We start from the raw sequence: 17,505 nt of genomic DNA, 5'->3' as shown, positions 1-17,505 counted from the left end.
CCTCTAGCTCCGGCGCTGCCGAGCGGTGAAAAAAGGAAGTTTCCATGGATATCAAGCGTTTTGAAACCGGCCCGCGCATGAGCCAGGCTGTCGTGCACAATGGCACCGTCTATCTCGCCGGCCAGGTCGGCAAGCCGGGCGATGATGTGGCCACGCAGACGGGCCAGGTTCTCGAGCAGATCGACCGCCTGCTCGCCGCGGCCGGCACCGACAAGACGCGCATCCTGTCCGCCACCATCTGGCTGGCCGACATGGCCGATTTCCAGAAGATGAACGCCGTCTGGGATGGCTGGGTGCCGGCCGGCAATGCGCCCGCCCGCGCCACCGGCGAATCCAAGCTCGCCGGCCCGGAATATCTGGTCGAAATCATCGTCGTCGCCGCGCTCTAAGCGCTCGGCACGCAGGGCGCCCCCGTGGGCGCTCTGCCTTTGCGGAAGGGCGGCTGCTCAATCGCCGATCCGGGCGATGCCCGTTTCGCCGTCGTCGCGCACCCATTTGACCTTGCCCGGCCCGGCATCGGACAGGGCAAAGCACATGCTCTTGCCATTGTACCAGGTCTTGAACTGCTGGCAGAGCTGGTCGGACTGGATCCACCAGCGGCCGCTATCCTTCGGCTTGATGAACTTGCCGAGCCCGACGGCATCGCCATCGCCGCTCACCGTTCCCGACTTCGCATAGTTCAGCGGAAATTCGCCGCCGATCGGGGCCGCGAGATAGATGGTGCGGCCGATGATGCGATCACGGATTTCAGGCTCTTTCATCGTCTCCGCCTCGGCAAGGCCGGCGGAGGCAAGAAGGGCGCCGAGCATCACTCCAGTTTTGCGCATGCGTTCCTCCGTCAATACCGCCCGTTTACGACCGCGATTGCGCGGCGGATCATCGTTGTAGGCGGTTGCCGGCGCCTTGACGCGGAAGAAGCGAGCGGCCGGGAACAAGTTGCGGGCGGCTGCGTTCACCTATCCGAAAGAACACAGACGCTGAAATGCGAAGAGCAGCAGTCCGTCCGGTTCGCCCACAGTTTGTTCCGAGGATATCATCATGTTCTACTGGCTCCCGCGCATCGGGATGATCCTGCTTGTCTGCGCTGCCTTGGCGTTCGGTGCCTTCTCGGCCACGTCGGATGACGTGGCGCGCACCCTCGTCGTCGTTCTGCTCGGCCTCGGCCTGTTCTCGGTCACGCTGCGCATCTTCCCGCCGGAGCGCTACTGACACGACACTCAGACGGCGGTGAGCAGAATGCTCGTCTCGCTGTTCAAGACCCCGTCGATCGTGCGCACCTCGCGCAGGACGCGGTCGAAATCCTGAAGCGACGCGGCGCTGATCTCGGCCACGAGATCCCAGGCGCCGTTCGTCGTATAAAGGCGGTGGACCTCCGGCAGGCCGCGCAGCCGCCGCACTACGGCGCTCGTTGATTTGCCCGTCACTTCGATCATCATCACTGCCCGGACGCCCGAGCCGTCATGCTCCTCGCGCGCCCTCACTGTGAAGCCGAGAATGGCGCCTTGCTCGAGCATCCTGTCGATCCGCGCCTGAACGGTGCCGCGGGTGACGCCGAGGATATCGGCGAGCTTTGAGACCGGCGCGCGGCCGTCGCTGCGCAGCAGGGCCAGAAGGCGACGATCAAGATCATCCAGTCGAACCGTCACTTTGTCTAGTCTCCCTGATCGAACTGCTCGATCCATAACACGATTTGCCGCAGGCGCACGATTTCGTGCAGCAGGGCGCAGCGTTATCCTTGGCGATCATCGTCCCAGTCCATGGATCCGCACATGCTCGCCACGCCGCCGGTTGCCCAGAAGCTCAATGTCGTTCCCTTCGTCAGTGTCGATCACATGATGAAACTGGTTCTCTCGGTTGGAATCGAGCGATTTCTGACCGAGCTTTCGGGCGTTGTTGAGGACGATTTTCGGCGCTGGGAGCATTTTGACAAGACACCGCGTGTCGCGGCCCATTCACCGGATGGGGTCATCGAACTGATGCCGACGTCGGATGGTGCCGCTTACTCGTTCAAATATGTAAACGGCCATCCGAAGAACACACGCAGCGGCCTGCAGACCGTCACCGCCTTCGGCGTGCTGGCGGATGTTGAAAGCGGCTATCCGGTGCTGCTGACGGAAATGACGATCCTGACGGCGCTGCGCACGGCTGCCACCTCCGCCGTTGCCGCCAAGCATCTGGCGGCCAGGGGCGCGCGCACCATGGCGATCATCGGCAATGGCGCGCAGGCCGAATTCCAGGCACTGGCCTTCAAGGCGCTGCTCGGCATCGACCGGCTTCGGCTCTACGACATCGACCCGACAGCCAGCGAAAAATGCCGCCGCAATCTCGCGGGCTTCGGCTTCGAGATCACTCTGTGCGGCAGCACGGAGGAGGCGGTGCAGGGGGCCGAGATCATCACCACCGTCACCGCGGACAAGCAATATGCCACGATCCTGACGGACAATCTCGTCGGCGCCGGCGTGCATATCAATGCCGTCGGCGGCGATTGCCCGGGCAAGACGGAACTCCACGCCGATATTCTGCACCGCGCCGCCATTTTCGTCGAGTATCCGCCGCAGACCCGGATCGAAGGGGAAATCCAGCAGCTGGCGCCCGATCATCCGGTGACCGAACTCTGGCAGGTCATCGCCGGACAGGCGGAGGGGCGGCGCGATCCGAGCCAGATCACGCTGTTCGATTCCGTCGGTTTCGCCACCGAGGATTTCTCGGCCCTGCGCTATGTGCGCTCCAAGCTCGCCGGCACCGCCTTCTTCGAGGAACTCGACCTCGTCGCCGATCCGGACGAGCCGCGCGATCTGTTCGGCATGCTTCTGCGCGCGCAGCACGCTTAGCGTGTAGAGCGCGTTCTTCGCCGCCTTAGATAAGCCGGAACTTTCCTTTCTCGGGCGCGTTCCTCTGCGTCGCGCAGTGCATCCTGCCCTGCGTGGGTGTCGTATCGTATCAATCAGGAACGAGACGTGGAGAGGCGCGGCGGCCCAAAGCTGCGCGCGTGACCAGGAAGGTGGGGGGATGGGATCGGCCATACCGGAGCGGGCGCTCTTCAAGGCGAAGAAGAAGGGCGAAATTCCTGCTCCGCCCGTCGCAGAGGACGAGCTCAATTTCGAGCCGAAGAGCGGCCTCGATCTCGTCGTTGCCTGGAGCATCGTCGGCACCTTCGTCATCGCCATGTCCGCCGTCGTCTACACCTTGGAATCGATCCTGATGCCGGTGACGCTCGCCATCGTCGTCGGCATGGTGCTCGGCCTCGCCGCCGACAAGCTGGAGCGTTTCGGCCTTCCGCCGGTGCTTGGAGGGTTGACTTTCGGCGTCATCTTCGTCGTGCTCATCTTTCTGCTGGTCAATGAGCTGATCGACCCGCTGTCCAATATCGCCGCCGACGCGCCGGCCCTGATCGAACGCGGGGTGCAGCGCTTTCTGCCCTATCTCGAGCGGTTCGAATGGGCGCGCCGCGCCATTGCCGGGGCGGACGAAAAGGCCATGGCCGACATGGCGATCGCCAATGCCGGCGCCATGCTCGGCGTCGTGGCGGCAGGCATCACGCCAGCCTTCGTCCAGACCCTGATCTTCCTCGCGGCCCTCGGCCTGTTTCTCCTGGGCCGCACCCATCTGCGCAAGACGATCATCATGGGCTTTGCCACCCATGATCGCCGGCTGGCGGCCATTCGGGTCATGAATGCAACGGAGAGCGCGGTCGGCTTCTATTTTTCCACCGCCAGCCTCATCTACCTGACACTGGGGACGGTGACGGCGCTGATCGCCTTCGTAGGCGGGCTGCCGGGCGCCATGCTCTGGGGGCTGTTCGCCTTCGTCTCCAGCTTCATTCCCTATCTGGGCGTGACCGCCATGACTTTGGCGCTCGCCACCGGCGGATTGATGACGCATGACACGATGTTTTTCGCGCTCTTGCCCGCAACGCTGTTCTTCCTGCTGCATCTGGTCATGGAAAACCTGGTGACGCCCGCCATTCTCGGCCACCGGCTGGAGATCAATCCCTTTTTGATCTTCGTCGCCATCATCTTCTGGACATGGATGTGGGGCGCGGTCGGCGCCATGCTCGCCATGCCGCTGTCGCTCATCGCCATGACCATCTTCAACGAGGTCCGCACCCGCCCGCCGGAGCGGCAATTGCCGGGCTGAGGCGGGGTTATGGCGATAGGAGCACCGTCTGCGGGCAGGCCGGCTTAGCCGCGTCCGGCCTGGGCGTTCTCGTCGAAGAACAGGGCCTGACTGATCAACGCCTTTACCATGTCGGGGTTGAAGGGCTTGGTGACGAGGAAGGCCGGCTCCGGCTTCTCGCCGGTCAGAAGCCGCTCGGGGAAGGCGGTGATGAAGATGACCGGCACCGTCGTGCTCGCCAGAATCTCGTTGACGGCATCGATGCCCGAGCTGCCATCGGCGAGCTGAATATCGGCCAGGACCATTTTCGGCTTGGTTTTATGGAAAAGCTCCACCGCCTCGCTATGGGTGCGGGCAACGCCTGCCACGCCATGGCCGAGACTGCGCACCATATCCTCGATATCCATGGCGATCAGCGGCTCGTCCTCGATGATCAGGATCTCGGTCACCACCTGCTGGGCGATATCCTGCGAAGCCTTTGCGATCAGCCGGTTCGTTTCCTCTTCCGAAATGTCGAGGATTTCGGCGGTCTCGGTGCGGGTGAAGCCTTCCACAGATACGAGCAGGAATGCCTTGCGGGCGTCCGGCGCGATGCGGGAGAGATTGGCTGCCGCCTTCTTTTCCCAGCCAAAGGGCGAATCCGTTTCCGGCAGTTCGATCTCGATTCCTTCAAACTGCGAGCAATAGAGCTTGAACAGGCTGACCCGGTCGCTGGATGCAGAGGGGAAGAGCGACAGATCGGCAATCAGCGCCTCGAGCACGGCGGCGACATAGGCATCGCCCGAGGTCTGCGAGCCGGTGATGGCGCGGGAAAAGCGGCGAAGATAGGGGAGGTGGGCGGCGATCCGCGTGGAAAGTGACATTTAAGACGTCCTTCAGTATGGTGTCGCCTGCGTGACAAGGCCGCGCTTACGGTTTCCCGAGTCGGGCCTCAAGCGTTTGACCATGTTTCGCCGCGGATGGAAAGTTTGCACATCCAAAATCGAAGCGGTGCAAAGGGATTGTAAGCAAAGTGTTAAAAATTGGATGGACCGTGCCGGAAGGACCGAAAGGATGAGCGATCGTCCCGCCAAGCCGGCGCGCCCGCCTGCCACCGGGAAGGGGGCCATCCCGCTCGAAAGCCAGATCGCCGAAACGCTGAAGGCGTTCTACACCTCGGTCGAGCAGGAGCCGATCCCCGACCTGTTCCTCGATCTGCTCGAGCGGCTGGACAGCGTCGAAAAGGCCAGCAAGCGTTGACTGGATTTTCTTCCCACCCGCTTTGGTAAGCAATAACCAACAAAGCTGCAGACGTGAAAAAGCCCCGGCTGAGACCGGGGCTTTTCCATGCGTCCGTCTGCGATCAGCAGGCGGCGATGTAGCGGCGGCCGTAACGGTCGCGGTAGTAGCAACGGCCCGGCTCGTTGGCGCGGCCGATGAGGGCGCCGGCGACACCGCCGACTGCAGCGCCGACAGCAGCGCCACGGACATTGCCGGTGGCCACGCCGCCGATGATGGCGCCGGAGCCGGCACCGATGGCAGCGCCACGCTCGGTCTCAGAGCAGGCTGCGAGCGGCAGGATCAGGGCGACGGCGAGAAGAGCTTTTTTCATGGTGATGTCCTTCAGTTGGGGTTTCAAGCAAGCGGTGGTGGAGAGGGCTGGTTTAGATGCGTCCCATCAACACCAGAACGAGAAGGATGATCACCACAAGGCCAAGTCCTCCCGAGGGACCGTAGCCCCAGTTGCGACTATGCCCCCAGTTCGGCAGGGCGCCGATCAGGAGGAGGATAAGGATAATCAGGAGGATTGTGCCGAGCATGGCAGGTCCTTTCGGGTTCAATCGAAGTGCGAGCTGAAAACGTGGCAATCACCGTTTTGTTCCACGCACTTGCATCTTTGTGAGCGTGTGGTGATGGAGCGGCTTCTGCGCAGATAGACTGCGGATATTGCACCGTGTGCAGGTGGGTGGAGAGCGAACGCCCCTCTGTTGCCGAGCGGAACATTTGTCCTCGGTGCCGCGTTAGCAGGCCGTGAAAAACGACGGGGGTCGCGGATCGACAAGCCTGCGATCGCCCTCCGTCCTTGACGCCGGCCATGATGGCCATTCCGCAGGCTCGAGACGCCGATCGGTGGTGAGAGACCTGCGCTCCATCCCCGCCAGTCCGTTTCTCTCGCGGGCCGGCTGCCTGCGCTCCCGCCGTTTATCCTTCAAGGAGTCTTTCCCATGCTCAAGTCCTTTCTCGCCGGCACGGCTCTTGCCGCCGGCCTTTCCGGATTCGCCTTTGCCCAGCAGCCCGCTGCCCCCGCCGCAGCGCCCGCCGCCCAGACGTCGACAGCCGGCACGGCTGCAGAGCAGATGTTGGCATCGGCGGTGATCGGCAAGACTGTCTATGCCGGTGGCGATGAAGAGGGAGAATCGATCGGCAAGGTGCGCGATGTCGTCATCAATCCGACCGGCGGCACGCAGGCGCTCGTCGTCGGCGTCGGCGGGTTTCTCGGCATCGGGGAAAAGGATGTGGCGATCAACTTCGACCGGGTCACCTGGTCCAATCGCGACGGCGAACGCATCCTTGTCGCCTCGGTCACCAAGACCGATCTGCTTGCCGCGCCGCCCTTCGAGATGAAGCCGGTCATGGATCCCGCCGTCAGCACCGGCGATGCCGCGGCACCGGCGCAGACCGGCAGCGCGCCGCTCGCCACGCCCGAAAATACGGAAGTGCCGCTCGATGCTGCAGGAGCCGGCACCGCCGCCACCCGCGCCGCCGGCCAGACGCCGACCGTCGGCACCACGCCGGACATGACCGATCCCGACGCCGCGCTCGACACTGCGGGCAATGGCACGGTGCCGCCGGATGACGAGATGAAGCCGGTCGATCCCGCGATGCTCTCCACCGCCAAGCTGATCGGCACGCCGGTCAAGCAGGCCGACGACAGCCAGATCGGCAAGGTGGGCGACGTGATCCTCGGCGAAAACGGGGCGCTCGAAGCCTATGTCATCGACGTCGGCGGCTTCCTCGGCCTCGGTGAGAAGCCGGTCGCCATGAGCGCGCGCGATATCCAGGTGATGGCCGATGCCAAGGGCGCGATGACGATCTATTCGCCCTTCACCAAGGAGCAGCTGGAGAAGCAGAAAGCCTATGACGAGAAGGCCTACAAGGCCGACCCCGCCTCCATCCTGCTCACCAACCCCAAGCCCTGACCGGCAAAAATCGTTACCAGGTCGAAGGATCCAGCCGCCCGCGAGGCAGTCTCGCGGGCGGTCCTGCAGAGCGGGTGGCTGAAGAGGACCAAGACGGAACGGTTTGTTCGGTCTATCCTTGCCTCCGTCCGTCCTGACACTGAACGGGAGTTTATCATGAACATCACGCGTGCCGGTTCCGCACCATCGTCCGCCGGGTTGCCGGACTATTTCACCGGCGCCGTCCGGCTCGATTCCCCCTTCAAGGCCGAGGCGCCGGCCCGTGTTTCCGGCGCCACGGTCACCTTCGAGCCCGGCGCCCGAACGGCCTGGCATACGCATCCGCTCGGCCAGACCATCATCGTGACGGCCGGCTGCGGACGAGCGCAGCGGGAGGGCGGGCCTGTCATCGAAATCCGCCCGGGCGATATCGTCTGGTTTCCGCCGGGCGAGCGCCATTGGCACGGCGCAGCGCCGACCACCGCCATGACCCATATCGCAATCGCCGAAGCGGAAAACGGGTCCGTGGTCGACTGGCTGGAGCAGGTCAGCGACGAGGCGTATCACGCAGCCGTCGCCGGCTAAGGGTCCGGCCGCTCAGTCGGTTTGCCGGGCGGCGGCAATGGCTGCGACAAGCCGCGTCACGTCATAAGGCTTGCCGAGCAGAACCGCCCGTTCGACTGCGCCGCTCGGTGGGTGGCTGTCGCCTGTCGCATAGACGACGCCGATCCCAGCCTTGCGTGCCCGGATCTTCCGGGCAAGCTCGCTGCCCGACATGTCCGGCAGGCCGAGATCGGTGACGAGAACCTCGAAGTCCTGCGCATCGATCGCCGCCATTGCGGCCCCGGCCGTCGCCGCTTCGAAGACCTCGTGACCCAGCTCGATCAGCATCTCGGCCGTGTTCATGCGGATCAGGTCGTCATCTTCCACCAGAAGAATGCGGCAGGCGCGGTCGGGCGTCGCGCTGTTGAGAACGGACGCCTCGCCCGTCGGGGCAGAGACGGACGGTGTTGCGGGCGTGACGAAGCCCGGCGTGCGCCGGTGTGCGGCCATGCGTGCCTGGTCGCGGTTGGCCAGCAGGTGGCGCAGCCGCCGGGCGAGCGCCTCGCGCGTGTAGGGCTTGGAAATCAGCTCGACCCCCGCATCGAGCTTGCCGCCATGCACGATTGAGTTTTCCGTATAACCGGAGGTGAAGAGAACGACGAGCTCCGGCAGCCGCTCCTTGGCGCGCCGCGCCATTTCCCGGCTTTTCAAAGGCCCGGGCATGACCACATCGGTAAACACGAGATCGATCGGGATGCCGCTCTCGACCACGGTCAGGCCGGCCTGGGCATCGCGCGCCGTCAGCACGCGGTAGCCGAGGTCGGACAGCGTTTCGACCACGGTCTCGCGCACCGCCTCGTCATCCTCCACGACAAGAATGGTTTCGCTGCCGCCGACGATCGGTCCGGACTGCAGCAGAACCTCGCGGTCCTCGTCCGCATGGGCGCGGGGGAGATAGAGCCGCACCGTGGTTCCCTGGCCAAGCTCGCTGTAGATCTTGACGTGCCCGCCCGACTGCTTGACGAAGCCGTAGACCATGGAAAGGCCCAGGCCCGTTCCCTTGCCCTCCGGCTTGGTGGAGAAGAAGGGGTCGAAAACTCGTTCCAGCACCTCCGGCGTCATGCCGGCGCCTGTATCGGTCACCGCCACCATCACATATTGGCCGGGCTCGACCTCGGCATGGGCGCGTGCATAGTCCGCGTCGAGAGCGGCATTGCCGACTTCGATCGTCAGCTTGCCGGCGCCGTCCATCGCATCACGCGCATTGATGGCGAGGTTGAGAATGGCATTCTCAACCTGGGTCGGGTCCGCGAACGTGTTCCACAATCCGCCGGAGACGATGGTTTCCACCTCCACGGCCTCGCCGATCGACCGGCGCAGGAGATCGTCCATGCCGTTCAGAAAGCGGGCAATGTTGATGACCTTCGGCTCCAGCGCCTGGCGGCGGCCAAACGCAAGGAGCTGGCTGGCGAGCTTCGCGCCGCGGCTCACCCCGGCCAGCGCATTGCTGACCCGGCGTTCGGCGCGCGCATTGCCGGCCACATCGCGCGCCAGGAGCTGCAGATTGCCGGCCACGACCTGCAGGAGATTGTTGAAGTCGTGGGCAACCCCGCCGGTCAGCTGGCCGATCGTCTCCATCTTCTGCGCCTGCTGCAGCGCCTTCTGCGTGGTCATCAGCTCGCTCGTGCGCTGCTCGATCCGGCTTTCAAGCGTGGCGTTGAGCTCCGCGAGCGCGGCTTCGTTGCGCTTGGCGTGTTCGATGTCCGTGTTGGTGCCGATCCAGCGCTGGATGTGCCCGCCCTCGCCAAGAACGGGCAAAGCGCGCACCAGATGCCAGCGGTAGACACCATCCTTGCGACGCAGGCGATATTCGGTCTGGAACAGGGTGCCCGTTTCAAGCGCGCTCCGCCAGGCGGACAGGGCGGCCTCGGTATCCTCCGGGTGGATGAACGGGCGAAGCCCGTCCGGCATCTCCTCCGCCGTCACGCCGACGAAGTCATAGACACGGTCGTTGAACCAGATCGCCCTGCCGGTCGCATCCGCGGTCCAGACATGGTTGAGCATGGATTGGGACAGCGTGCGGAACTCCGCTTCGCTGGCTCGCAACGCCATTTCCATGCGGCGCTGCATGGTGCGATCATTGAAAAGCACGGCGACATGGCCGCTGTCCGGCCCGTCGATCGGGAAGGCCTGAACCTCGTACCAGCGGTCGTCCAGCTGTGTCGCCGGGTTTTCGAAGGCGATCGCTTCCTGGTCGCGCGCCACCTTGCCGTAGAGATCGAACCAGGACTGCTCGTGCTGCGGCGCGATTTCGCGCATGCGCCGGCCAACGGCATCCTCGATGCCGGTCTGGAACTTGAAGGCGGCATTGACCTCCAGGAATTCATAATCGACCGGCTTGCCGCTCTCATCGAAGATCATGCGGATCACGCAGAAGCCGGCATCGAGCCGCTCGAACAGCGAGCGGTAGCGGCCCTGATGGCGCATCGCCTCGCGCTCTGCCTGGCGGCGTTCGGTGACATCGAAGAGCACGCCCGGAAGCCGGGACGGTCGCCCGTCGCCGCCCTGCACGAATCGGCCGCGTGCCGCGACCTCCCGCACCCGGCCATCGGCATGGTGGACCCTGTATTCGCTGGTGAAGAGCCCGCCATTGCCGAGCGTGTGCAGGATCTCGGATGCGACCCGTTCGCGGTCGGCATCGTGAATGCCGGCGGTGAAGCGCTCGAGCGGAAGGCCGTTCCTCGCTTCCTCGGGATCAAGCCCGAAGGTCTCCGCAAAGCGTGCGTCAACGCTTACCTTATCGCGTCCGATATCCCAATCCCACGTGCCGATCACCTCGCTGTGCGAGAGGGTCAGTTCCAGCTGTTCACGCAGCGTCTGGTGCGCGCGCAAGGCAAGCGCGGTGAGGCCGCCGGGCGCGGCGACCGTCGAGACGGTCAGGTCCAGCACCCGCCCGTCGCGTGTGCGGAAGCGTTCCTCGCCCGGCAAACGCAGGCTTTGCAGCGGCTGGCCGACAACTTCGCCAGCCTGCCAGCCCAGCATGAATTCGGCGCCGTCGCTCCAGCCGGTTACCGTCTGGTCGGCATCGATGAAGATGAGGGGTGCCGGGTTCGTTGTATCCATGGATGGATAGACCCTTGTTAGCGGCGGCCCGAGGCCGCGAAAATCGGCGGGCTGATAGCATTTCACTGCCCGCGTCGCAAACGATTTGGGCCGTTTGCAGGCTGAAAAGGAAAGTAATGACTAACGCAGTTGTCGCACCCTCCAGGAGTGGCGGCAGGAACCATCGCACCCGGCGCGGCGTTGCCTCTGCACTTTCCGCTTGAAGACAGAAGGAGACGTTCAATGGACAGTGCTAAGACAGGCGCGGCAGGCGACGATCGGCAGGACCGCGCTCTCGATCTGCCTCATGAACCCGAAGCGATCGAAAGCGACGGCCAGTTGCGCGACCGCGAGGACGAAACCGGGATCGAACCCGATGACATGGCGAACCTCGCCGCCCGGCGCGAGGCAGCCCGCCAGCATGGCGATGCCTTCATCGTCGCGAGCGATCTCGAGGACGCCGACCAGCGCGAAGCGACGCCCGGCACCCGCGAGCAGGATTGAGCCCGGCGGAACATTCGCGATACCCTCGCGTTGAACGATCATAGGCCGGGAGGATCCGGCTCAACAGAGACCGAAAGGAAGCCCGTCATGAACCAGCGCTTCGACCCGAACGACAAGCGTCCCGTCAATCCCACCACCTGGCCTGCCGACAGTGCGACTGCCCGTGAGGAGGCCCGCGCGGCTGATCCGCTGGCCCGCCCGGTCAATGATCCGATCGTCAACAACTCGGTCGATATCAACGCACCGGTCACGGCCTCGCGCCGCAGCAGCTGGCCGATCCTGATCATCCTTCTGGCAGGTCTCGCCCTGGCGCTGCTCGTCTGGCTCCCGGCCGAAATGAACAACGGATCGGACACCGCCACCCAGCCGGCACCGGCCGCTCAAAACGCTACGCCGCCGGCCGCTGATACCACGACCCCGGCCGCCCAGACGCCCGCCGCGACGCCGAATGCGACGGCCCCGAGCGCTCCGGACGCTACCGCTCCGTCGACAGCCCCGGCTGCCCCGGCTGCCGGTACCAATGAAACGCCGGCCACGGGCGCTGCTCCTGCCACCGGTACGGCTCCGGCTACCCAGAACTAATCTGACCAGACGAAGCTCTGATCACGCAGTGGCGAGGCTCCGGCCTCGCCATTTTGCGTTCTGGTCACCTGTCGCGTTGGCTCGCGGCGTGCTGGCGATGCGAATTGAACAAAAGGGCGGTTCAGAGGTTTCTCTCCCGAGCCGCCCGGGTCTGAACCGGGCGGGTGAACGGAATGAGGGAAGGACCCCCGTCATGATCGAGAAGACAACCCGCCGCGAAGAAGACTACCGCGATTACGAGGAGCGCGACATCGGCGAAGGCTGGCCCTATGCCGACGGCGTTTCCGGCCCGGAGACGAAGATCGAGAACGCCGGCTATGGCGAGACCGCTGAATCGTTCGATGAAACCGGCAATCCCGGCTTTCAGCCGAGCGATGAAAGCGCCCATTTCGGCAAGGGCGGCCCGAGCATCCTGACGGACGATCCGGGGTCCGACTCCAATGACGACGCGATCGAGGATACGATCGCCAACGCGCTGGAAGACCACGAGATCGAAACCTCCGGTGTCGAGATCAAGGTCCGTCGCGGTGTGGCCGAGCTGTCCGGCTTCGTCGAAACCATGGAAGACCGCCGCGCTGTCGAGGAGCTGGTCTACAGAACCGCTGGTATCTCGGCCGTTCGCAACGGACTGACGACCCAGGCTGTGGATGCCGGCATTCCGACCGACTGGAACGATTGACGCCGTAAGCTTTGACTTGCGAAGTGGGGCCGCTGGTGTTGCAGAAACGCCGGCGGCCTTTCCGCTTTCGGGCGGTCGGTCGGCGGCGGGCGAGAGGAGACCAGGGTGAGCGAGACGGCGCAGGGCGCACATGACGCGCGAGACGACGGGTTCGAGGCCAGCGAATTCCTCGTCGGTCTTGGCCGCGGGCTGGCCGGCGCGCTGCTTTTCGCGCTCCCCATGCAGATGACCATGGAAATGTGGGATCTTGGCCATGCCATGGACCGCTGGCGCCTTCTGGCGCTGATGCTGCTCGCCATCCCGCTTCTCGTCGGCATTGCCCATGGCATCGGTTTCGAGCGCACCTTCACCTGGCGCGAGGGGATGCGGGATGCGATGGTCGCCTTCGCCCTCGGCATCGTTGCCAGCGGCCTGATCCTGGCGCTGTTCGGCCTTCTCGATGCGCGCGACTCGCTGAACGACATCGTTGGCAAGATCGCGGTTCAGGCGGTGCCGGCTGGCATCGGCGCCTTGCTCGGCCGCAGCCAGCTCGGCAGTGGCGGCGAGGAAGAGGCGGAGGAGGACGAGCCCGGCATGAGCTATGGCAGCGAGCTGTTCATGATGGCGGTCGGCGCGCTGTTCCTCAATCTCAACATGGCGCCGACCGAGGAGATGGTGCTGATCTCCTACATCATGACGCCGTGGCATGCCCTTCTCACCATCCTCTGCTCCATCGCCGTCATGCATGGCTTCGTCTATGCCGTGTCCTTCAAGGGCGGGCAGTCGCTGGAGGCGGATACGCCCTGGTGGCACGCCCTTATCCGGTTCACCCTGCCGGGTTATGCGATCGCCCTCCTCATCAGCCTCTATTCACTCTGGAGCTTCGGGCGGCTGGACGATGCCGGGTCCATGCCGGTGCTGATGTCTATGATCGTTCTTGGTTTTCCCGGTGCGGTCGGTGCCGCCGCCGCCCGGCTCATCCTGTGAGGCGCTGATGGCCGGCAAGCAAAGCAAGCGCGTCTCGCGCAACCCGCACTGGATCGAATGGGCGACCGGGGCTGCCTCGACGATTCTCGTCCTGAGCCTGATTGCAGTCATCGCCTATCATGGTGTCGCCGCGCGCGGTGCGACGGCCGAGCTTTCGGTGGCGCTGACCACCACCCGCAGCACGGCGCAGGGGTTCGAGCTGTCCTTCATCGTGGTGAACGGCGGCAAGCAGACCGCCGCCGGCGTGCCGGTCACCGGCCGCCTGCTGAAGGACGGGGAGCCGGTAGAAGAGCGGGAGGTTACGTTCGACTATGTGCCTGCCCAGTCGAGAGCGGAGGGTGCGCTGCTCTTTGCCAACGATCCCTCCCTCTATGAGCTGGAACTGCGCGCCTCGGGATATCGAGACCCGTAACGGGGCTTCACGCTCAGGAGGCCTTGGCTTCCGCCGCTTCGGCACAATTGTCGTTCAGATGCGCGGTCAGGGCCCGCAACGCGTCATGATGGCTGGCAAAGCGCTCGCCATCGAAGGGCCAGACGTGGAACTTGACCGCCATGAACCGGAATGCATCGCCCTCCGGCATCAGCGCGCCGACGGCTTCGCCGGCAATTTCAATGATCTGTCGTTTCACGAGAACCACTCCTGCAGGCGCCGATCACCGGCACCCGACGTGGCTCGAAACGGCACATCCCCCCGTTCGTTCCGTACAAAGTTTTCTTGACAGTTTTCGAATCGAACAGCGGCGGCGAGGTTTGCCGTGCGCCCGCCGCGCGCCTTCAGGCGAGGAAGCGCTCCGGACGATAGGGGCCGAGATCGACGACCGTGCGGTCGCCGGTCATCAGTTCCGCCAGTGCCCGTCCGGTCACGGGACCGAGCGTCATGCCGTGATGGGCATGGCCGAAGGCGAACCACAGGCCCTGGTGCCGCGGCGCCTTGCCGATGATCGGCATCATGTCCGGCGTGCAGGGGCGGGCGCCCATCCAGGGCTCGGGATCGCGCCGCTCAGCCAGCGGATAGAACTCGCGGGCGACGCGCTCGGCACGATCGAGCTGCACCGGCGTTTTCGGCGCATCGCGCGTTGCGAATTCCGCGCCGGTCGTCAACCGGATGCCGCGCAGCATGGGGGCGAGGAAATAGCCCTTTTCGGCGTCCAGAACCCAGTTGTTGAGCTGCGCCCCCTCCTGCGATCCATAATGCATATGGTAGCCGCGCTTGACGGCGAGCGGGAAGCGGTAGCCGAGCTTGCGCGTGACGGTATCCGCCCATGGGCCGAGGGCCACGACCACCTCCATGGCCTCGATCGGTCCATCCGGCGAAGCGACGCGCCAGCCGGGCCCTTCGAGAACATGCTCCAGCGTCGCTGCGTCGCCGGCAACGATCTGCCCGCCGAGCGACTGGAAATAGGAGAGGTAGGCCTTGTTCAGGCTGTGCGGGTCGCGGATCGACCAGGGGTCGCTCCAGCGCAGGCCGCCGGCCAGCTCGGCGCGGATCGAGGGCTCGATCGTCTTGATCTCGCTGCTGGACAGTTTTTGATGGTGGACGCCGAAGCCGGCGGAAAGCCGCTCGGCCTCGCGATAGGCCTCGTCACGCGCCTTTTCTGTGCGGAACACCTTCATCCAGCCGTCGCGCTGGATCAGATTGTCGGCGCCCGAGGCCTTGATCAGGTCGTCATGCTCGGTGATCGAGTTCTCGATCAGCGGTGCATAGAGCCGCGCGATGCGCTGGTGCTGGGTGAAGCCGGAATTCCACCAGTAGCGGATGAGAAAGGGCACGAGCCCCGGCAAGGCCTTGACGTGATAGTGGGCGTCGATCGTGTTGTTGAGCGCATAGCGGAACAGCGCGCCGAAATCATGCGGGAAGCCATAGGGCACCACGCCCTCGCGCTGGATGAGCCCGGCATTGCCGAAGGAGGTTTCCTCACCGACGCCGCGGCGATCGACCAGCAGGACCGACTTTCCGCGCCGCGCGAGATGGATCGCGGTCGATAGTCCGACGATCCCTGCTCCAAGAACGACCACATCCGCCTTCATTCCGTCCCGCTCCTTGCTTGGTGACTGGCACGCTCGCTTCGTCTCGCATCCCCGCGCGCTGGCGCGCCGCGGGAAGAGTTGTGCAACCGCGAAGATTTCCAACTTGAATAGCCAAGCCTCAGGCGCCCCGCAAGCGCCGGGCCGGGGCGGGTTGCCTCGGCTCAAAAAGAAAAAGGGGAGCGCCGTGGCACTCCCCTCGAAAGGCTCAATCTTAAGCTGTTCCTCAGGTCCGGCGCATCAGGCCGGCGACCAGGGAAATGACCAGGAAGGCCAGGAACAGGAAGAACAGAATTTGTGCAATGCCGGCCGATGCGCCTGCGATGCCGCCGAAGCCAAGAACGCCGGCAATGATTGCAACAACCAGGAAAACAAGTGCGTAGTAAAGCATGATCGGCTCCTCTCGATGACTGATGCCATTTAACGCGCCGATCACGAATTTGTTCCTCGTTCGACCTTGACCTGTGAGCTCAGGCATTAACCAAGCATTCACCATAAATCGCAAGAACGGGTCATTTTGGGACGGTTGCGCACATGGTGAATGGGAACTTCACCTTGTAGGAGGCGTTGAAGCAGCACTTGGACATCTTGCGAAAGCGACGAACATGACCGTATCACACTCCAATATATGGAAATCTGCGTTGGCTTCGTCACGTCCGGCAAACGGCTCGGGGGACAACAGCCATATTGGGCGAACCCTGAAGGACCTCTATTTCAACGGCGAGACACCGCGCACCGAAGGCCGGTTCGAGCAACTGCTCGACCAGCTCGACAGTGCCGAGCGCGGCCGCCGTCACCACTGAGGTCCTCATCCATCGCCACATGAAAAAGGGCGGTCTTGTGCCGCCCTTTTTCATGTCCTGCTTCAGGCTTTGCCGGCGCCGTTCGAAGGGGAGGGCTTGTCCTGCGCCGCACGTTTGTCGCGGCAGCGGTCGGAGCAATAGCGCACCGCGTCCCAGTCCCGCGCCCATTTCTTGCGCCAGGTGAACGGACGGCCGCAGGTGGCGCAGATCTTCGTCGGAAGATCTCCCTTGCGCACCATCTTGGCCATCCGCTGCTCCCGTAACCCTTACTGACGCACGACGATCCGCGCCTTGTAGGGAACGCGGGTATAAAGGTCGATCACGTCTTGGTTCATCAGCCGCACGCAGCCGGATGAGGTGGCCGTACCGATCGAATTCCATTCCGGTGTTCCATGGAGACGATAGAGCGTGTCCTGGCCGTTCTGAAAGATATAGAGCGCGCGGGCGCCGAGCGGGTTTTTCAGGCCCGGCTCCATGCCGCCATTCTCGATGGAATACCGGGCGAGCGAAGGCTGGCGGGCCACCATTTCGTTCGGCGGCTTCCAGCGCGGCCAGGCCTGGCGCCAGTGGATCACGCCTTCGCCCTGCCAGGCAAAGCCCTCGCGGCCGATGCCGACCCCGTAGCGCATGGCCGTGCCACCGGGTTCGACGACATAGAGAAGGCGCGACGGCGTATCCACGACCACGGTGCCCGGCGCCTCGCCGGTCGGGTCGATCACGCGCTGGCGGTAGAAGCGAGGATCGATGCGCTGGAAGGGAACGGCCGGAATCAGGAAGCCGCCATCTTCGACCGGCCCATACATCACCATCAGCTCTTCCTGCGTCGGCGGCACGATCGGCCGGCGAACGGCCTGGGGCACCGGCGCCGAACGCGGCAGCGAGGCCGAGCAGGAGGCAAGGGCCGAGGAAGCAAAGCCGACGAGAAGCAACCGGCGCGAGAGAGGTTGAGCGGACATGAACGATCCCAAATGAATACAGTGCCTTTCTGACATAGACGAGCCCCGGCCGGAGGCACAGGGCCGCCGCA

24 protein-coding genes are annotated in these 17,505 nt (G+C 64.4%); 13 read left to right on the top strand and 11 right to left on the bottom strand.

All coding sequences use genetic code 11. From position 1 onward, the window contains the following. Positions 1-44: 44 nt before the first annotated feature. Positions 45-389 (top strand): RidA family protein, encoded by a 345-nt coding sequence (locus tag U8330_RS14725; protein WP_323106010.1) that lies wholly within the window; start codon positions 45-47, stop codon positions 387-389. Positions 390-446: 57 nt separating this feature from the next. Here the strand turns inward: U8330_RS14725 and U8330_RS14720 are convergent, their stop codons facing one another. Further along, positions 447-827 (bottom strand): hypothetical protein, encoded by a 381-nt coding sequence (locus U8330_RS14720; protein ID WP_323106009.1) that lies wholly within the window; start codon positions 825-827, stop codon positions 447-449. Between the two features lie 211 nt (positions 828-1,038). On the opposite strand from U8330_RS14720, the gene U8330_RS14715 reads away from it, so the two are divergent. Next, entirely contained in the window at positions 1,039-1,209 is a 171-nt protein-coding gene (locus U8330_RS14715) for a hypothetical protein (RefSeq protein ID WP_323106008.1), read from the top strand. 8 nt (positions 1,210-1,217) lie between these two features. On the opposite strand, the gene U8330_RS14710 is transcribed toward U8330_RS14715, so the two are convergent. Beyond that, the gene (locus tag U8330_RS14710; protein WP_323106007.1) at positions 1,218-1,646 is read right to left on the bottom strand and encodes an Lrp/AsnC family transcriptional regulator; all 429 of its coding nucleotides are present in this window, start codon (positions 1,644-1,646) and stop codon (positions 1,218-1,220) included. 123 nt (positions 1,647-1,769) lie between these two features. Here U8330_RS14710 and U8330_RS14705 point away from each other — a divergent pair, with 123 nt between their 5' ends. Beyond that, complete coding sequence (locus U8330_RS14705; RefSeq protein WP_323106006.1) at positions 1,770-2,831, top strand: ornithine cyclodeaminase; 1,062 nt, start codon at positions 1,770-1,772, stop codon at positions 2,829-2,831. 178 nt (positions 2,832-3,009) lie between these two features. Next, positions 3,010-4,137, top strand: a complete 1,128-nt coding sequence (locus U8330_RS14700) for an AI-2E family transporter (protein WP_323106005.1) — start codon at positions 3,010-3,012, stop codon at positions 4,135-4,137. A gap of 44 nt (positions 4,138-4,181) precedes the next feature. Here U8330_RS14700 and U8330_RS14695 read toward each other — a convergent pair whose 3' ends face one another. Then, the gene (locus tag U8330_RS14695; RefSeq protein WP_323106004.1) at positions 4,182-4,979 is read right to left on the bottom strand and encodes a response regulator; all 798 of its coding nucleotides are present in this window, start codon (positions 4,977-4,979) and stop codon (positions 4,182-4,184) included. Between the two features lie 190 nt (positions 4,980-5,169). Between U8330_RS14695 and U8330_RS14690 the strand changes: the two genes are divergently transcribed. Next, positions 5,170-5,355: a NepR family anti-sigma factor gene (locus U8330_RS14690; protein WP_323106003.1), complete on the top strand. Its 186-nt coding sequence runs from the start codon at positions 5,170-5,172 to the stop codon at positions 5,353-5,355. 103 nt (positions 5,356-5,458) lie between these two features. On the opposite strand, the gene U8330_RS14685 is transcribed toward U8330_RS14690, so the two are convergent. After that, positions 5,459-5,707 carry a YMGG-like glycine zipper-containing protein gene (locus U8330_RS14685; RefSeq protein ID WP_323106002.1) on the bottom strand — a complete coding sequence of 83 codons (249 nt, stop codon included), beginning with the start codon at positions 5,705-5,707 and terminating at the stop codon, positions 5,459-5,461. A gap of 52 nt (positions 5,708-5,759) precedes the next feature. Continuing rightward, positions 5,760-5,915, bottom strand: coding sequence for a DUF3309 family protein (locus U8330_RS14680; protein WP_323106001.1), 156 nt, complete (start codon positions 5,913-5,915; stop codon positions 5,760-5,762). A gap of 405 nt (positions 5,916-6,320) precedes the next feature. Between U8330_RS14680 and U8330_RS14675 the strand changes: the two genes are divergently transcribed. Next, the gene (locus U8330_RS14675) at positions 6,321-7,295 is read left to right on the top strand and encodes a PRC-barrel domain-containing protein (RefSeq protein ID WP_323106000.1); all 975 of its coding nucleotides are present in this window, start codon (positions 6,321-6,323) and stop codon (positions 7,293-7,295) included. 156 nt (positions 7,296-7,451) lie between these two features. Beyond that, positions 7,452-7,859 carry a cupin domain-containing protein gene (locus tag U8330_RS14670; RefSeq protein ID WP_323105999.1) on the top strand — a complete coding sequence of 136 codons (408 nt, stop codon included), beginning with the start codon at positions 7,452-7,454 and terminating at the stop codon, positions 7,857-7,859. 12 nt (positions 7,860-7,871) lie between these two features. On the opposite strand, the gene U8330_RS14665 is transcribed toward U8330_RS14670, so the two are convergent. Then, on the bottom strand, positions 7,872-10,940 hold the full coding sequence (locus U8330_RS14665; RefSeq protein ID WP_323105998.1) for a PAS domain-containing protein: 3,069 nt from the start codon (positions 10,938-10,940) through the stop codon (positions 7,872-7,874). A 222-nt stretch (positions 10,941-11,162) separates the two neighbouring features. On the opposite strand from U8330_RS14665, the gene U8330_RS14660 reads away from it, so the two are divergent. The 5 genes from U8330_RS14660 (at position 11,163) to U8330_RS14640 (ending at position 14,062) form a co-directional block, all read left to right on the top strand. Beyond that, positions 11,163-11,423, top strand: coding sequence for a hypothetical protein (locus U8330_RS14660; protein WP_323105997.1), 261 nt, complete (start codon positions 11,163-11,165; stop codon positions 11,421-11,423). Positions 11,424-11,510: 87 nt separating this feature from the next. Then, positions 11,511-12,005 carry a hypothetical protein gene (locus U8330_RS14655; RefSeq protein WP_323105996.1) on the top strand — a complete coding sequence of 165 codons (495 nt, stop codon included), beginning with the start codon at positions 11,511-11,513 and terminating at the stop codon, positions 12,003-12,005. Positions 12,006-12,198: 193 nt separating this feature from the next. Continuing rightward, positions 12,199-12,684, top strand: coding sequence for a BON domain-containing protein (locus U8330_RS14650; protein ID WP_323105995.1), 486 nt, complete (start codon positions 12,199-12,201; stop codon positions 12,682-12,684). 105 nt (positions 12,685-12,789) lie between these two features. Then, positions 12,790-13,650: a TIGR02587 family membrane protein gene (locus U8330_RS14645; protein ID WP_323105994.1), complete on the top strand. Its 861-nt coding sequence runs from the start codon at positions 12,790-12,792 to the stop codon at positions 13,648-13,650. 7 nt (positions 13,651-13,657) lie between these two features. After that, positions 13,658-14,062: a TIGR02588 family protein gene (locus U8330_RS14640; RefSeq protein WP_323105993.1), complete on the top strand. Its 405-nt coding sequence runs from the start codon at positions 13,658-13,660 to the stop codon at positions 14,060-14,062. 13 nt (positions 14,063-14,075) lie between these two features. On the opposite strand, the gene U8330_RS14635 is transcribed toward U8330_RS14640, so the two are convergent. The 3 genes from U8330_RS14635 to U8330_RS14625 all read right to left on the bottom strand — a co-directional run bounded on the left by U8330_RS14635 (position 14,076) and on the right by U8330_RS14625 (position 16,066). Then, the gene (locus tag U8330_RS14635; protein WP_323105992.1) at positions 14,076-14,279 is read right to left on the bottom strand and encodes a hypothetical protein; all 204 of its coding nucleotides are present in this window, start codon (positions 14,277-14,279) and stop codon (positions 14,076-14,078) included. 145 nt (positions 14,280-14,424) lie between these two features. After that, complete coding sequence (locus U8330_RS14630) at positions 14,425-15,678, bottom strand: FAD-binding oxidoreductase (protein WP_323105991.1); 1,254 nt, start codon at positions 15,676-15,678, stop codon at positions 14,425-14,427. A gap of 223 nt (positions 15,679-15,901) precedes the next feature. Then, on the bottom strand, positions 15,902-16,066 hold the full coding sequence (locus U8330_RS14625; RefSeq protein WP_037105882.1) for a DUF1328 domain-containing protein: 165 nt from the start codon (positions 16,064-16,066) through the stop codon (positions 15,902-15,904). 250 nt (positions 16,067-16,316) lie between these two features. Between U8330_RS14625 and U8330_RS14620 the strand changes: the two genes are divergently transcribed. Further along, positions 16,317-16,478, top strand: coding sequence for a hypothetical protein (locus U8330_RS14620; protein ID WP_323105990.1), 162 nt, complete (start codon positions 16,317-16,319; stop codon positions 16,476-16,478). Between the two features lie 62 nt (positions 16,479-16,540). On the opposite strand, the gene U8330_RS14615 is transcribed toward U8330_RS14620, so the two are convergent. Both U8330_RS14615 and U8330_RS14610 read right to left on the bottom strand, forming a co-directional pair. Then, positions 16,541-16,726 carry a DUF2256 domain-containing protein gene (locus U8330_RS14615; RefSeq protein WP_323105989.1) on the bottom strand — a complete coding sequence of 62 codons (186 nt, stop codon included), beginning with the start codon at positions 16,724-16,726 and terminating at the stop codon, positions 16,541-16,543. 18 nt (positions 16,727-16,744) lie between these two features. Beyond that, positions 16,745-17,434, bottom strand: a complete 690-nt coding sequence (locus tag U8330_RS14610; RefSeq protein WP_323105988.1) for a L,D-transpeptidase — start codon at positions 17,432-17,434, stop codon at positions 16,745-16,747. Positions 17,435-17,505: the final 71 nt, after the last annotated feature.

The organism is Rhizobium sp. CC-YZS058, from assembly GCF_034720595.1.
Lineage (GTDB): Bacteria > Pseudomonadota > Alphaproteobacteria > Rhizobiales > Rhizobiaceae > Ferranicluibacter.
The sequence above is the reverse complement of the archived record's forward strand: the minus strand, read 5'-3'. Positions and strand labels throughout refer to the sequence as shown.

Excerpts from the sequence above, each read along its gene's own strand:
- U8330_RS14665 (WP_323105998.1), bottom strand. The coding sequence starts at position 10,940 with ATGGATACAACGAACCCGGCACCCCTCATCTTCATCGATGCCGACCAG.
- U8330_RS14700 (WP_323106005.1), top strand. The coding sequence starts at position 3,010 with ATGGGATCGGCCATACCGGAGCGGGCGCTCTTCAAGGCGAAGAAGAAG.
- U8330_RS14610 (WP_323105988.1), bottom strand. The coding sequence starts at position 17,434 with ATGTCCGCTCAACCTCTCTCGCGCCGGTTGCTTCTCGTCGGCTTTGCT.
- U8330_RS14660 (WP_323105997.1), top strand. The coding sequence starts at position 11,163 with ATGGACAGTGCTAAGACAGGCGCGGCAGGCGACGATCGGCAGGACCGC.
- U8330_RS14685 (WP_323106002.1), bottom strand. The coding sequence starts at position 5,707 with ATGAAAAAAGCTCTTCTCGCCGTCGCCCTGATCCTGCCGCTCGCAGCC.
- U8330_RS14650 (WP_323105995.1), top strand. The coding sequence starts at position 12,199 with ATGATCGAGAAGACAACCCGCCGCGAAGAAGACTACCGCGATTACGAG.
- U8330_RS14690 (WP_323106003.1), top strand. The coding sequence starts at position 5,170 with ATGAGCGATCGTCCCGCCAAGCCGGCGCGCCCGCCTGCCACCGGGAAG.
- U8330_RS14615 (WP_323105989.1), bottom strand. The coding sequence starts at position 16,726 with ATGGCCAAGATGGTGCGCAAGGGAGATCTTCCGACGAAGATCTGCGCC.
- U8330_RS14625 (WP_037105882.1), bottom strand. The coding sequence starts at position 16,066 with ATGCTTTACTACGCACTTGTTTTCCTGGTTGTTGCAATCATTGCCGGC.
- U8330_RS14640 (WP_323105993.1), top strand. The coding sequence starts at position 13,658 with ATGGCCGGCAAGCAAAGCAAGCGCGTCTCGCGCAACCCGCACTGGATC.
- U8330_RS14680 (WP_323106001.1), bottom strand. The coding sequence starts at position 5,915 with ATGCTCGGCACAATCCTCCTGATTATCCTTATCCTCCTCCTGATCGGC.
- U8330_RS14670 (WP_323105999.1), top strand. The coding sequence starts at position 7,452 with ATGAACATCACGCGTGCCGGTTCCGCACCATCGTCCGCCGGGTTGCCG.
- U8330_RS14725 (WP_323106010.1), top strand. The coding sequence starts at position 45 with ATGGATATCAAGCGTTTTGAAACCGGCCCGCGCATGAGCCAGGCTGTC.
- U8330_RS14695 (WP_323106004.1), bottom strand. The coding sequence starts at position 4,979 with ATGTCACTTTCCACGCGGATCGCCGCCCACCTCCCCTATCTTCGCCGC.
- U8330_RS14630 (WP_323105991.1), bottom strand. The coding sequence starts at position 15,678 with ATGAAGGCGGATGTGGTCGTTCTTGGAGCAGGGATCGTCGGACTATCG.
- U8330_RS14715 (WP_323106008.1), top strand. The coding sequence starts at position 1,039 with ATGTTCTACTGGCTCCCGCGCATCGGGATGATCCTGCTTGTCTGCGCT.
- U8330_RS14720 (WP_323106009.1), bottom strand. The coding sequence starts at position 827 with ATGCGCAAAACTGGAGTGATGCTCGGCGCCCTTCTTGCCTCCGCCGGC.
- U8330_RS14675 (WP_323106000.1), top strand. The coding sequence starts at position 6,321 with ATGCTCAAGTCCTTTCTCGCCGGCACGGCTCTTGCCGCCGGCCTTTCC.
- U8330_RS14655 (WP_323105996.1), top strand. The coding sequence starts at position 11,511 with ATGAACCAGCGCTTCGACCCGAACGACAAGCGTCCCGTCAATCCCACC.
- U8330_RS14705 (WP_323106006.1), top strand. The coding sequence starts at position 1,770 with ATGCTCGCCACGCCGCCGGTTGCCCAGAAGCTCAATGTCGTTCCCTTC.